Genomic DNA, 12876 nt, shown 5'->3' with positions numbered 1-12876 from the left:
CCATGGCTGTCTGCGCCATGACCATGAAACATGACCCAACCTTAGGAGGAATGACATGAGTTCACTGATCACACGCGGCAGCCTGTTCGATGATTTTTTCCGTGATGTTGCACCGGGTTTTTACGTCAAGCCGCTGCATGGTGACCCGCTGCCCAGCCCGGGGCAGATCAAGATCGATGTGAAGGAAAACGGCAACAGCTACACCGTGTCGGCCGAGATTCCGGGGGTGCGCAAGGAAGACATCCACGTGACCATCGAAGGCGGCATGGTGATGGTGCGTGCTGAAGTGAAGCAGGAAGACGCGCACAAGGACGACAAGCAGTTGCGCAACGAACGTTATTTCGGCTCGGTGTCGCGCGGCATCCAGTTGCCGCAGGACGTGGACCAGGCGCAGGCCAAGGCCAAGTACGACAACGGCGTTCTCACACTCACCTTGCCCAAGAAGCAGGGCAACGGTTCGCAGAAGCTGCGCATCGAGTAAGAACCCGACGCCCACAAAAAAGCCCGGCAATCTTCGTGATTGCCGGGCTTTTTTTGTTCAGGAAGCCGTGCTCAGTCTGCTTCGATCTTCGAGGTCTTGACCACCTGGGCCCAGCGTGCCAGTTCGGCCTTGGTGAAGTCCCCCAACTGCTGCGGGCTCATGTAGTCGGCCTCGGCGCCGAGTTCCACCGCCTTCTGCTTGAAGGCCGGTGTGGCCGTGATCTTGGCGATCTCGGCGGTCAGCTTGTCGATGATGGGCTTGGGCGTCTTGGCCGGGGCGAAGACGGCAAACCAGGAGGTGGCGTCGAGCTTCGGGAAGCCGGCCTCGGCGGTGGTCGGCACGTCCGGCAGGCTGGGCAGGCGCTTCTTGCCGGTGACGGCCAGGGCGCGCAGCTTGCCGCTCTGGATGTGCGGCACGAAGGGCGGCGGGGTGCCGAAGGTCAGGTCCACCTGGTTGCCCAGCAGGTCCTGCAGGGCCGGACCGGTACCCTTGTAGGGCACGTGCATCATGTCGATGCCGGCCTGCTGTTCCAGCATGGCGCCGGTGACGTGCTGCAGCGAACCGTTGCCGCTGGAGGCGTAGTTCAGCTTGCCCGGGTTGGCCTTGGCGTAGGCGACCAGTTCGGCCATGTTCTTCACCGGCAGGCTGGCGCGCACCACGATCACCTGCGGCGCCGAGATCACGTTGGCCACCGGCTGGAAGTCCTTGGCATCCCACTGCAGCGGCGTTTTGCTGACTGCCGGCGAGATGACGTGGTAACCCGAGTACTGCATCAGCAGCGTGTAGCCGTCAGCCTCGGCACGCTTGACCTGGATGGCCGCAATGGAGCCGTTGCCGCCGCCCTTGTTGTCCACCACCACTGACTGGCCGAGCGCGGTGCCCAGCGGCTGCGCCAGCATGCGGGCGGAGAAGTCGGTGGTGCCACCGGTGGCGGTGGGTACCACCAGGGTGATCGGGCGGCTGGGGTAGTTGCCGCTGCCTTGCGCCTGGGCCAGGCCGCTGAAGGTGGCCAGCGTGGTGAAGACGGCGGCGGCCAGCGTCAGGGTGCGCCGATGTTGTTGTGGGGTCATCAAAGTCTCCTTGTGGAATGAAAGTCAGTGTACGGGCTCGGCGTTGCGCGCCAGCGCGCGCGCGCGGATGGCGTTGAAATCGGCCGGCACCGGGTGCAGGTCCAGGCGCTGGCCGGCCTTGGTGATCTGGCTCGGCGTGTCGTGGCCGATCAGGGCGGGCAGGCGCTTCGAAGCAGCGATCAGGCGCGGCAGGTCGACGCCGGTGTCGAAGTCCATCAGCGCCAGGGCGTGGGCGACCTCCTCGGTGCACACATTGCCGGTGGCGCCCGGCGCATACGGACAGCCGCCGATGCCGCCGAGCGAGGCGTCGAAGCGGTCGGCGCCGGCATCGATGCCGGCCAGCACATTGGCCAGGCCCATGCCGCGCGTGTTGTGAAAGTGCAGGGTGAGTTCGGTACCGGGCCAGCGCAGGCGGGCGGCACGCGTGAGCGTGGCCACCTGCGTCGGGTAGGCCATGCCGGTGGTGTCGCACAGCGTGAGGCCGTGCACGCCGAGGTCCGCAAAACGCTGCGCCCAGGCCAGCACGGTGGACTCGGACACATCGCCCTCCATCGGGCAGCCGAAGCTGCACGAGAGCGACACGTTCACGGCCACGCCTTCGCGCTGGGCCAGGCCGATCACCTGTGAGAGTGCCGCGAACGACTGTTCGCGCGTCATGCGCAGGTTGGCCAGGTTGTGTGTTTCGCTGGCGGACATCACCAGGTTGAGCTCATCCGCGCGGGCGTCGATGGCGCGCTCGGCGCCGCGCATGTTCGGCACCAGGGCGCTGTAGACCACACCGGGCTGGCGCTCGATCTCGCGCATGACGATTTCCGCGTCGCGCAGCGCCGGGATGGCGGTGGGCGAGGTGAACGAGGTGACCTCGATCTTGGACAGGCCGGTTGCCGAGAGTTCGTTGACGAGGGCGATCTTGTCTTCGGTCGGCACAAAGGTGCACTCGGCCTGCAGGCCGTCGCGTGTGCCGACTTCCTGCAGGTGGATGCGCCGGCCATTGCCGAACCAGATGGGGAGTTTGCTGAGGGTCATGCCACGATGCCTTTCTGACGCAGGGTTGCAATGTTGTCCGCCGACAGGCCCATCTGCTGCAGCACGCTGTCGGTGTCGTCGCCCAGATGGGGTGCACTGCTGCGGATCTGGCCCGGCGTGGCCGAGAGCTTGGGCACGATGCCCGGCACGGCGATGTCATCACCATCACGGGTGTGCTGCGTCAGGATCATGTCGCGCGCCTTGTAGTGCGGGTCTTCAAAAATATCCTTGGCGGTGTAGACGCGGCCCACCGGCACGCGTGCCGCGTTCAGCGCATCGAGCACCTCCTGGATGCTGCGTGTCTGCGTCCAGGCGCCGATGGCAGCATCAATCTCGGCCACGCGCTTGACGCGCCCGGCGTTGTTTGCCAGATCCGGGGCGTTGCCCAGGTCGCTGCGGCCGATGGTCTCCATCAGGCGCTTGAAGATGCTGTCGCCGTTGCCGGCCACCAGCACATAACCGTCGCGGCAGGGATAGGCGTTGCTGGGGGCGATGCCAGGCAGCGCGCTGCCAGCGGCCTCGCGCACGGCACCGAAGGCGCTGTACTCGGGAATCAAACTTTCCATCACGTTGAACACGGCTTCATGCAGTGCCACATCGATCACCTGGCCGGCGCCGCCGTTCACCTTGCGGTGGTAGAGCGCCATCATCACGCCGATGACGCCGTGCAGCGCGGCCAGTGTGTCGCCGATGGACACGCCCACGCGCACCGGCACACGGCCCGGCTCGGCGGTGAGGTGGCGCAGGCCGCCCATGGCCTCGCCGATGACACCAAAGCCCGGCATGTCACGGTAGGGGCCGGTCTGGCCGTAGCCGCTGATGCGCAGCATCACCAGGCCGGGGTTGAGTTTTCGCAGTTCTTCCCAGCCCATGCCCCAGTCCTCCAGGGTGCCGGGGCGGAAGTTCTCGATCAGCACGTCGGCCTCGGCGATCAGCTGGCGGGCGATGTCCTGGCCCTCGGGGCTGCGCAGGTCCAGCGCGATGGAGCGCTTGTTGCGCGACTGCACCTGCCACCAGACCGAGGTGCCTTTCTGGATCAGGCGCCAGTTGCGCAGCGGGTCGCCGGCGCCGGGGGCCTCGATCTTGATGACGTCGGCACCGAATTCGCCCAGCGTCTTGCCGGCAAACGGGCCCGCGATCAGCTGGCCCATCTCGATGACGCGCACGCCCTGCAGGGCTGCGGGCGTGAGGGTGGGGGGCGTGGTGGTCATGCTGTCTCCTTCTCGGTTGGCGATGATGGTAAGACTGGTTCCTTTGGTAAATCAACCATTCGGCAGCTTGCCATCTCCAAATGAGATGGCAGAATGGCCGCCATGAAGCTCGATCCCGTCTCCTTGCGCCTGTTCGTCGCCGTCATGGAGGAAGGCACGATTGCCAATGCCGCCGCGCGCGAGCACATTGCCGCCTCGGCGGTGAGCAAGCGCCTGAGCGAACTGGAGCAGCAGCTGGCCACCGAACTCTTCGTGCGCAGCAACAAGGGTACCGAGCCGACCGCGGCCGCCTTTGCGTTGCTGAACCTGGCGCGCGGCGTACTCAACGACCTGGACGACATCTACGCCCAGATGCGCGAATACGCCAGCGGCGTACGTGGCCATGTGCGGGTGTACGCCAACATCTCGGCCATCACGCAGTTCCTGCCGGCCGAGCTCAAGTCCTTCATGGCGCAGTACCCGCAGGTGCAGATCCATCTGCAGGAGCGCATCAGCTCGGTGATTGCCAAGGCGGTGGCCGACAACGCGGCCGACATCGGCATCCTGAACGCCGGCAATTACGGTGAGCAGCTCACGCTGCTGCCTTACCACGACGACGAGTTGGTGGTGATTGCCCCGCAGGGGCACCCGCTCACGCGCAAGAAGAGCGTGCGCATGGCGCAGGTGCTGGACCATGACGTGGTGGGCGCCCACCCGGGCAGCGTGATGAACCACCTGCTGACCAAGGCGGCCGCCGAGCTGGGCCGCCCGCTGCGCCTGCGCATCCAGGTCAGCAGCTACGACGCGCTGTGCCTGATGGTGGCCTCGGGGCTGGGCATCGGCGTCATGCCGCGCCTGAGTGCGCAACTGTTCATGCCGTCACTCAAGATCCAGTGCATCACGCTGTCTGAGCCCTGGGCAGCACGCAAGCTGGTGGTGGCGGTGCGCGACCTGGCCGCGCTGTCGCCGGTGGCACGGCTGCTGGTGCAGCACATCAGCGCAGCCAGACACTGAGGCGACCCATCTGCCGAACCTCAGGACCTGGGGCGGTTCCCGCCCACCGGCCCTGGGTGCTTAGTTGAACAGGCGCTCCTGCAGAAACGCGACGAAGGTCTTGGTCTTCAAGGGCAGCCATTTGCGTGCCGGGTAGACGGCGCAGACCGGTGGTCCGGCAGCGAGGCGGTAGTCCGGCAGCAGCTCCACCAGGACGCCGCTGGCCAGTTCGGGCTCGACCAGAAGGCGGTCCAGCACCGTGATGCCGGCACCGGCACAGGCGCTGGCGGCCAGGGCCATGCCATCGTTCATCCTGATGTTGCCGGTGGCCCGAATCAGGGTGGTGGCCGTGCCTTTGCGGAAGGTCCATTCATCCCGCACCGTGGTGCCGCTGATGTAGAGCAGGCAGTTGTGCTGCGCCAGATCGGCCGGTGTCCTGGGGGTGCCGGCGCGCGCCAGATAGGCCGGGGCCGCCACCAGCACCCGCGGGTTGGGCGCGAGTTTGCGGGCGACCAGGGTGGAGTCTTCCATGTGCGCGACGCGGATGGCGACATCGATCTGCTCGGCCACCAGATCGGTCAGCCGGTCTTCCACCACCAGCGTGATCTCAACCAGCGGATGCTGTTGCGTGAACGCCGTCAACAAGGGCACCAGGTAACGCTGCCCCAAGGGCCGCGGGCAGGCCACGCGCAGGCGGCCGCGCACCTCCTGCTGGAACTGGCCGCTGATCTGCTCGACATTGGCCAGCGAGCGGTCGATCTGCTGGGCCTCCAGCAGCACCGCTTCACCGACTTCGGTGAGCGTGAGGCGGCGGGTGGTGCGCTGGATCAGCCGGGCGCCCAGGTCGGCTTCCAGTTTGGCGAGCTGGCGTGACACCACCGACTTGCCGCAGCCCAGCCGGGTGGCGGCCTTGCTGATGCTGCCGGCACTGACGATGGCCGAAAAAGTGGCCAGGTGTTGGGGGCTCAGCATGGGCGTTGGTTTGATTGTTGATGAATTGGAAACTTAATTTTGCATCATTGTGGCTTTTCATGGAACTATTTAATCCTTAAATTTGAGTCAGGCCACACGTCCCGTGCAAGCCACTCCATTGACCCAGAGAATTTCCCATGAGTGCCAACCAACAATCCACCTCCACCCAACCGCTGATCCAGCAACTCCAGTGGCGCTACGCCACCAAGAGCATGAACCCCACCAAGGCGGTGCCGAAGGACAAGCTGGAGCGCATTCTGGAGGCCGCCCGCCTGGCGCCGACCTCCAGCGGCCTGCAGCCGTTCGAGATCATCGTCGTCAGCAATGCCGCGGTGCGCGAGCAGATCAAGGCCATTGCCTGGAACCAGGCGCAGATCACCGACGGCTCGCACCTGCTGGTGTTCGCGGCCTGGGACAACTACACGCCCGAGCGCATCAACCAGATGTTCGACTACACCAACGAAGTGCGTGGCTTCAAGAACGAGGGCTGGGAGAACTACCGCCAGAAACTGCTGGCGCTGTACCCGCCGCGCGAGGCCGAGGTGAACTTCCAGCATGCGGCGCGGCAGGCCTACATCGGCCTGAGTGCGGCCCTGATTTCCGCCGCCTTCGAAGAGGTGGATGCCACGCCCATGGAAGGCTTTGATGCTGATGCGCTCGATGAGATCCTGAAGTTGCGTGCTCGCGGTCTGCGCAGCGTCGCCATCATGCCCATTGGCTACCGCCAGGAAGACAAGGACTGGCTGGTCAACCTGAAGAAGGTGCGTCGCCCGCGCGAGCAGTTCGTGAGCGAGGTGTGATGTAGGTGTCCGTCATGCCGGTGAACCGGGGTGACGGACGGCTGGGTGCTGCCCGGCACGGCAGAGGGTTTGGGGCCCCTGCCACCGGGGGCCGGCTTACATGCCGAGTGACTTCAGCAGGGCCTCGTGGTCGTCCTGCTCCGCCTTGGGTGCGGTGGCGCTGGCCGGGGCCGGCGTCTGGGCTTGGGCCTGGGCGATCACCTCGTCGGGGTTGACCTCCTCCTCGGCCGCGAAGTCGCCCAGGCGGATGAACTCGGTGCGGTCGATCGCCAGTTCCAGGTAGAAGATGTTGCTCTTGTCGGTGTAGAAGGTCACGCGCCGCACCTCGGGCTGGTCCAGCTGGGCGTCCACGCTCAGCACCACCTGTTTATTGAGCACCAGCATCTTGGGCTGGTTCTGGGTGATGTTGGTCTGCAGCTCGCGCCGCACCTTGCCGGTGAAGTCGCCGACGATCTGGTTCATCAGCTCGCCCATGATGTTGCTCACTTCGTCCGAGGTGTGCGAATGCGACAGTGCGCTCTTGGGCATGCCCATGGTGAGCATGTAGCTTTCGTAGATCTCCATGGCCGCGGCGGCCGAGAAGTTGAGCACGACCAGGCCGGAGAAGCCGCCGTCAAACAGCACAAAACAACCGATGTCCGGCTTGAGGCTGGTCTTGGTGATGCGCTGGACCATGCCGGAGTAATGCAGCCGGCTCTGGGTGGCCACCGACAGCACCCGGGTCACTGAATTGCACAAGCTTGTCAGGATATCTTCGGTCCCGTACACCACTGCCGATTCCTGCCGCGTTTCGCTCATGACTTGCCTTTCTGGTTAATAGCGCAACTTTACCGCAATGACCTGTCGGGGTACTGGCAGCTGGGTCGCACCAGCGACGTACAGGGCCGCACAGGAATGCTGACCGGGGCTCAGACCAGTTCGGCCTCGATCCAGCCGCGCAGGCTGTTGAACACCGCCAGCCCCTGCGCCCGGGGCAGGTCTTCCACGCGCACCACACCTTCTTCGATGCGGCCTTCCTCCAGGTAGCGCGCTCGCGCCACGCCATCGAGCAGGCCACAGGCCAGCGGTGGCGTGCGCCAGCGCCCGTCCAGCCGCACGGCGATGTTGCTGCGTGTGCATTCGGTCAGTTCGCCTTGCGCGTTCCACAGCAGGGTGTCGAACACGCCCGGATCGGCCGGGGCGGCGGCGTCGTAGTGCGCGCGTTGCGTGGTCTTGAAACGCACGAACTCGCCGTGGGCCGCATCAAACGCGCTGGGTGCCAGGCGCAGCCGCACACGCGAGGGCGTGGTCTCCATGGCAAAGGCCTGTGCCGTGACCTTGCCGCCGGCATCGAGCAGCAGGCGCACGCGCCACACGCCTTGCGGGTGCGTCTGTGCCTGCTGCGCCAAGGCCTGGTCCAGTACTGTGATCGGAAAGGGGTAGCCGAAATGCCGTGCGGCGCGTGCCATGCGGGCCAGATGGCGTGCGGCGTCGCGCAGCACGCCGTCTTCCAGCCGCAGTGTCTCCAGCAATTCAAAAGGCTGGCTGGCGCGCGCCAGGAAAGCTTGCTTGTTGCGCCACTCCTGCCACTCACCTTCGGCGGTGGCGTCATAGGTGATGCCGCTGCCGATGCCGCAGCGCGTGGCACCGTCCTTCACGGTGACGGTGCGGATGGCGACGTTGAAGGTGGCATGTCCACCCGGGCGCACCACACCGATGGCACCACAGTAGATGCCGCGCGGTTGCGTCTCGAGCGCGTGGATCAACCGCATGGCTTGCACCTTGGGCGCGCCGGTGACCGAGCCGCAGGGGAAGAGGGCCGTGAAGACGTCGGTCAGCGTGGTGCCGGTGCGGGTGGTGGCCGTCACGTCCGAACTCATCTGGAACACGGTAGGCAATGCCTCGATGCGGAACAGCTCGGGCACCTGCACCGAGAACGGCTCGGCGATGCGCGACAGGTCGTTGCGCAGCAGGTCGACAATCATCACGTTCTCGGCCTGCTCCTTGGGCGAGGCGCGCAGCTGCGCCATTTGCTGCGCATCCTGTTCGGCATTGGCGCCGCGCGGGGCCGTGCCCTTCATGGGGCGGGCCAGGATCTGCTGGCCGTGCCAGTCGAAGAACAGCTCGGGCGACACCGACAGTACCTGCTCAAGGCCGTTGTCGATGAAGGCCGCATAACCGCCCGGTTGGGCGCGCTGCAGCGCCTGGAACAAGGCCTGCGGCGAGCCTTGCAGCTGGCCCAGCAGGGGTGCCGTGTAGTTGATCTGGTAGAGATCCCCGGCGCCAATGGCCTGGTGGATGGTGTCCATGTTGCGATTGAACGCCTTGCGCGTCAGGCTGTCGTGCCACGTCGCCACGGCGGTTTCATGCGTTTCTTCTGCCGGCCAGTCGAGCGCCTTGTCGTAGACGCCAAACCAGGCCAACGGCCCCTGCGCCGCATGCACGGTCAGCGCGGCATCGAAGGCCGGTGCCGCCTCATAACGTACATAACCCACGCACCAGCGGCCTTGCCGTGCCAGCCGGTCCACGCTGTCCAGCACAGGGCGGACCTCGGCCAGTGTGTGTGCCACCAGCGTCTGCAAGGGTTGGTCGAAGGCGCAACGCAAGGCACCGGCCTGGCCGGGCTGCACCGGGCAGAAATCGATCAGGGCTTGCATCAGGAATCCTGGGATGAGAAGTCGCTCAGGCCGTCTGCCTGCAGCGTGAGAATGCGGTCGGCCTGCAACACGGCCGGCATGGCGTGCGTCACCAGCACCAGCGCCGCGCCGTGTTCGCGCGTTTGCGCGATCAATGCCGCCATTACGCTGGCGGCGGTGCCGGGGTCGAGGTTGCCGGTGGGTTCGTCGGCCAGCAGCAGGGCCGGGCGGTGCACCAGGGCGCGCGCAATGGCCACGCGCTGCAGCTGCCCGCCGCTGAGTTGCTGCGGCAGGCGTGCGCCCAGTTCACCCAGGCCCACGACGTCAAGCATGGCCTGCACCCGCGCCGGATCGGGGCGGTTGAGCAGCATCAGTGGCAGTGCCACGTTCTGCGCCACGTCCAGGTGCGGCAGCACGTGAAAGGCCTGGAACACGAAACCGACCTTCTCGCGCCGCAGCCGGGCACGGGCGTCGTCGTCCAGCGAACCCAGGTCCACGCCATCGATGGCCACCGTGCCACGGTCCCAATGGTCCAACCCGGCCAGGCAGTTGAGCAGGGTGGACTTGCCCACACCCGATTCGCCAACGATGGCGACGAACTCGCCCGGCTGGACGTTCAGCGAGACATGCTGGAACACCGGCACCTCGCCGTAGCGTTTGCCCAGGTCCTGCACCACCAGGCTCATGCGCGCTCCTTGGCCAACGTGCGCGCGATCTGCAGTACCTGCTGCAGCGCGTCCGGCGCGTCGCAGTGCACCACGCGGCGCTGCGGCATGGAACGCAGCCAGGTGATCTGCCGCTTGGCAAGCTGGCGCGTGGCGAAGATGCCGCGGTCGCGCAGTTCGCTCATGGGGAACAGACCCTCCAGGGCCTCCCAGGCCTGGCGGTAGCCAACGCAGCGCATCGAGGGTAGGTCGGGGTTCAGGTCGCCGCGGGCGCGCAAGGTTTTCACTTCATCGAGAAAACCCGCTGCCAGCATGGCGTCGAAGCGCTGGGCAATGCGCGCGTGCAACCAGGCACGGTCTGACGGTTCCAGGGAAATCAGGGTGGTAGCCCTTGCTGCATCTGCGCCGGTAGCTATGGTTTTTGTAGTGTGAAAACTGGAGAGCGGGCGGCCTGAAACGCGGAACACCTCCAGCGCGCGCTGGATGCGTTGCGAATCACCGGGCGCCAGCCGTGCCGCAGTAACCGGGTCAACCTGCGCTAGCTCGGCATGCAGTGCCGGCCAGCCCTTGGCCTGTGCCTCGGCTTCCAGGGCGGCACGCACCTGCGCGTCGGCTTTCGGCATATCGTCCAGGCCGTCGAACAAGGCCTTGAAGTACAGCATGGTGCCGCCCACCAGCAACGGCAGTTTGCCGCGCGCATGGATCTCGTGGATCAACTGCGTGGCATCACGCACGAACTCGGCGGCGCTGTAGGCCTGCAGCGGGTCGCGGATGTCGATCAGGTGGTGCGGCACGGCGGCCAGTTCCTGTGCGCTGGGTTTGGCGGTGCCGATGTCCATGCCGCGGTAGACCAGCGCCGAGTCGACGCTGATGATCTCCACCGCCATTTCGCGTGCAATGGCGAGTGCCGCCGCAGTCTTGCCGCTGGCAGTCGGGCCGGCGATGGCCAGGCAGACGGGGAACTCAGTGTTCGCTGGCTTTGCCATGCTTTTGCACCAGGGTCCAGCTGGAGAGGGCGACAACCACGCCCCAGAACCACACGCCATATGCCAGCGGCATGACGGTGCCGTCCATGTGGGTGCCCAGCCAGCCGCCCACAGCGAAGGCGGCCACCATCATCAGGAAGCCGTTGAGCGCGGCAGCGGCACCGGCTGCATAGGGGAAGGGGCCGATGGCACCGCTCTGGCTGCAGGGCTGGTGCACGCCGTGTCCCAGCATGAAGAGGTAGAACGGCAGCATGAGGGACCAGACGCTGTGCAGGCCGGCCAGCGCGAGCATACCCATCAGCGTGCCACCGGCCAGCGAGAAGCCGCCGGCCAGCGCCACGGCGCGGCGCACGCCCAGGCGCGGCACCAGGCGGCGGCAGATCACGGTGCCCATGATGTAGACGAACGAGACCGTGAACATCAGCAGGCCATAGGTCGGCTTGGAGATGTGCAGCACCTTGATGAAGATGAAGGACGACGAGGCCAGGAAGGTGAACAGCCCGCCGTAGGTGGCGGTGGACAGCACCGAATAGGTCCAGAAAGTGGGGTTGGACAGGATGACGCGCCAGGTGGCCAGCAGTTTGGCGGGCTGCAGTGCCTGCGGGTTCTTCTGGGTCAGGCTTTCCTCGAAGCGCCAGGCCACCAGGACCAGCGTGGCGACGCTGAAGACGGTGAGCGCCAGCATGGCCACGCGCCAGTTCATCCAGTCCGACAGCAGGCCACCCAGCGGCGCGCTCATGCAGGCAGCGACACCCAGGCCGGTCAGGCCCTTGGACATCACGCGCGGGCCTTCTGCCGGGCGGTAGAGGTCGCGCACGATGGCCCGCGCGCACATGACGCCGGCGCCCATGGCCGCGCCTTGCACGATGCGCGCGATGATCAGCAGTTCCATGCTGGGTGCCAGCGCGCTGGCCAGCGACGCCAGCACATAGGCGCCCATGCCCCACAGCAGGATGGGGCGACGGCCGAAACGGTCGGACAGCGGGCCCCACACCAGTTGCGAGAGACCGAAGGACAGCATCAGCCCGGTGAGCGTGAGCTGGGCTTGCGCCAGCGTGGCGCCAAAGCCCTCGGTTAGGGCAGGCAGGGCGGGCAGGTAGAGATCGGTGGTGATGGGCTGCAGGCCCAGCAGCAGGGACAGGAGTAGCACAACCAGCGCGGGAGACATGGCGCTGACAGGAGGGGCAGCAGAGACGGAAACGGGAGCAGACATTCGGCCAAGACTACCAGATCGGTGAATACCCTAAGGCGTTTGCGGCCCCTTGCAACAAGGGCAACCGTTCCCTGCAGAATGCGCAACGCACAGCCTTCATCCGACTGCCATGACCGACACCGTCTTTACCCGCATCATCCGCCGCGAGATCCCGGCCGTCATCGTCTTCGAGGACGAGCAGGTCATTGCCTTCATGGACGCTGGCCAAGTCAACCCCGGTCACGTGCTGGTGGCCACCAAGCGCCAGGTCGAGACACTGATCGAGTTGGAGGAGGCTGAGGCAGCCCACCTGTTTGCCGTGGCCCACCGCATCGCGCGGGCGGTGCAGGCCGCCTTCAAGCCCGAGGGTATGACACTGCTGCAGACCAATAAACCGGCGGGCTGGCAGACCGTGCCGCATGTGCACATTCACGTGTTGCCGCGCTACGTGGGAGACGGCGCGGAGTTGGTCTGGCCGCGCAAGGAGCCGGGGCTGGAGAAGCTCAGGGTATACGCCGAGCAGATCAAGCTCTGAACCTGCCTATCATGGGTCTCACTCACATCCAAGCCCAAGAGGAGACTGCATGAAGCCCCTGAGCCTGATCCGGCACCTGAATGTCAGACGGTTGTGCCACGGCCTGGCGCTGGGCGCGATGCTCGCCACCTGGCTGTCCCTGGCGGCGCCGGTGCGCGCCAACGAGGCCGAAAGCGCCAGCCTAGCCGCCAGCGTGCCGATTGCCGATGTGCACATGCATCTGTACCGCGGGCTCACGCCTGAGGAGCTACGTGCAGCCATGGACCGCAACAACGTGCGCTGGGGCGGTGGTGTGGGCCCGGTGGGGCCAGGTTATGACCCACTGGAGTTCGGCAAGGTGCTCGGGCCGCG

General features: G+C 66.1%; 14 protein-coding genes. 5 read left to right on the top strand and 9 right to left on the bottom strand.

Going from position 1 to position 12876, the window contains the following annotated elements; genetic code table 11:
* The first annotated feature begins 55 nt into the window (after positions 1–55).
* The gene (locus CDE01S_RS13610; protein WP_066708527.1) at positions 56–481 is read left to right on the top strand and encodes an Hsp20/alpha crystallin family protein; all 426 of its coding nucleotides are present in this window, start codon (positions 56–58) and stop codon (positions 479–481) included.
* A gap of 71 nt (positions 482–552) precedes the next feature.
* Here the strand turns inward: CDE01S_RS13610 and CDE01S_RS13605 are convergent, their stop codons facing one another.
* From CDE01S_RS13605 to CDE01S_RS13595, 3 genes are read right to left on the bottom strand one after another with little or no spacing between them, the layout of a single operon-like run.
* Entirely contained in the window at positions 553–1551 is a 999-nt protein-coding gene (locus tag CDE01S_RS13605) for a Bug family tripartite tricarboxylate transporter substrate binding protein (RefSeq protein WP_066708524.1), read from the bottom strand.
* 24 nt (positions 1552–1575) lie between these two features.
* The gene (locus CDE01S_RS13600; RefSeq protein WP_066708521.1) at positions 1576–2577 is read right to left on the bottom strand and encodes a hydroxymethylglutaryl-CoA lyase; all 1002 of its coding nucleotides are present in this window, start codon (positions 2575–2577) and stop codon (positions 1576–1578) included.
* Positions 2574–3788, bottom strand: a complete 1215-nt coding sequence (locus tag CDE01S_RS13595) for a CaiB/BaiF CoA transferase family protein (protein WP_066708518.1) — start codon at positions 3786–3788, stop codon at positions 2574–2576. The genes CDE01S_RS13600 and CDE01S_RS13595 overlap by 4 nt, the downstream gene beginning before the upstream one ends.
* A gap of 102 nt (positions 3789–3890) precedes the next feature.
* Between CDE01S_RS13595 and CDE01S_RS13590 the strand changes: the two genes are divergently transcribed.
* On the top strand, positions 3891–4781 hold the full coding sequence (locus CDE01S_RS13590) for a LysR family transcriptional regulator (RefSeq protein WP_066708609.1): 891 nt from the start codon (positions 3891–3893) through the stop codon (positions 4779–4781).
* Between the two features lie 60 nt (positions 4782–4841).
* On the opposite strand, the gene CDE01S_RS13585 is transcribed toward CDE01S_RS13590, so the two are convergent.
* Complete coding sequence (locus CDE01S_RS13585; RefSeq protein WP_066708515.1) at positions 4842–5732, bottom strand: LysR family transcriptional regulator; 891 nt, start codon at positions 5730–5732, stop codon at positions 4842–4844.
* Between the two features lie 137 nt (positions 5733–5869).
* On the opposite strand from CDE01S_RS13585, the gene CDE01S_RS13580 reads away from it, so the two are divergent.
* The gene (locus CDE01S_RS13580) at positions 5870–6532 is read left to right on the top strand and encodes an NAD(P)H-dependent oxidoreductase (protein ID WP_066708512.1); all 663 of its coding nucleotides are present in this window, start codon (positions 5870–5872) and stop codon (positions 6530–6532) included.
* A gap of 96 nt (positions 6533–6628) precedes the next feature.
* Here CDE01S_RS13580 and CDE01S_RS13575 read toward each other — a convergent pair whose 3' ends face one another.
* The 5 genes from CDE01S_RS13575 to CDE01S_RS13555 all read right to left on the bottom strand — a co-directional run bounded on the left by CDE01S_RS13575 (position 6629) and on the right by CDE01S_RS13555 (position 12011).
* Complete coding sequence (locus CDE01S_RS13575; protein ID WP_066708509.1) at positions 6629–7330, bottom strand: DUF3334 family protein; 702 nt, start codon at positions 7328–7330, stop codon at positions 6629–6631.
* A gap of 110 nt (positions 7331–7440) precedes the next feature.
* Positions 7441–9168 (bottom strand): aminodeoxychorismate synthase component I, encoded by a 1728-nt coding sequence (pabB, locus tag CDE01S_RS13570; protein ID WP_066708506.1) that lies wholly within the window; start codon positions 9166–9168, stop codon positions 7441–7443.
* On the bottom strand, positions 9168–9833 hold the full coding sequence (locus tag CDE01S_RS13565) for an ABC transporter ATP-binding protein (RefSeq protein ID WP_066708504.1): 666 nt from the start codon (positions 9831–9833) through the stop codon (positions 9168–9170). Before CDE01S_RS13565 ends, pabB begins: the two co-directional genes overlap by 1 nt.
* Positions 9830–10798: a tRNA (adenosine(37)-N6)-dimethylallyltransferase MiaA gene (gene miaA / locus CDE01S_RS13560; RefSeq protein ID WP_066708501.1), complete on the bottom strand. Its 969-nt coding sequence runs from the start codon at positions 10796–10798 to the stop codon at positions 9830–9832. Before miaA ends, CDE01S_RS13565 begins: the two co-directional genes overlap by 4 nt.
* A complete protein-coding gene (locus CDE01S_RS13555; RefSeq protein WP_066708498.1) occupies positions 10776–12011 on the bottom strand; it encodes a multidrug effflux MFS transporter in 1236 nt (411 codons plus the stop codon). The genes miaA and CDE01S_RS13555 overlap by 23 nt, the downstream gene beginning before the upstream one ends.
* A gap of 109 nt (positions 12012–12120) precedes the next feature.
* Between CDE01S_RS13555 and CDE01S_RS13550 the strand changes: the two genes are divergently transcribed.
* Both CDE01S_RS13550 and CDE01S_RS13545 read left to right on the top strand, forming a co-directional pair.
* On the top strand, positions 12121–12525 hold the full coding sequence (locus CDE01S_RS13550) for an HIT family protein (protein WP_066708496.1): 405 nt from the start codon (positions 12121–12123) through the stop codon (positions 12523–12525).
* Positions 12526–12574: 49 nt separating this feature from the next.
* On the top strand, positions 12575–12876 hold a 302-nt coding region (locus tag CDE01S_RS13545), incomplete at its 3' end, for a hypothetical protein (protein ID WP_157077129.1).

It is taken from the genome of Curvibacter delicatus NBRC 14919 (genome assembly GCF_001592265.1).
GTDB classification, from domain to species: domain Bacteria; phylum Pseudomonadota; class Gammaproteobacteria; order Burkholderiales; family Burkholderiaceae_C; genus Hylemonella; species Hylemonella delicata.
Note: the sequence above shows the minus strand (reverse complement) of the source record. Positions and strands in the feature narration are given on the sequence as shown.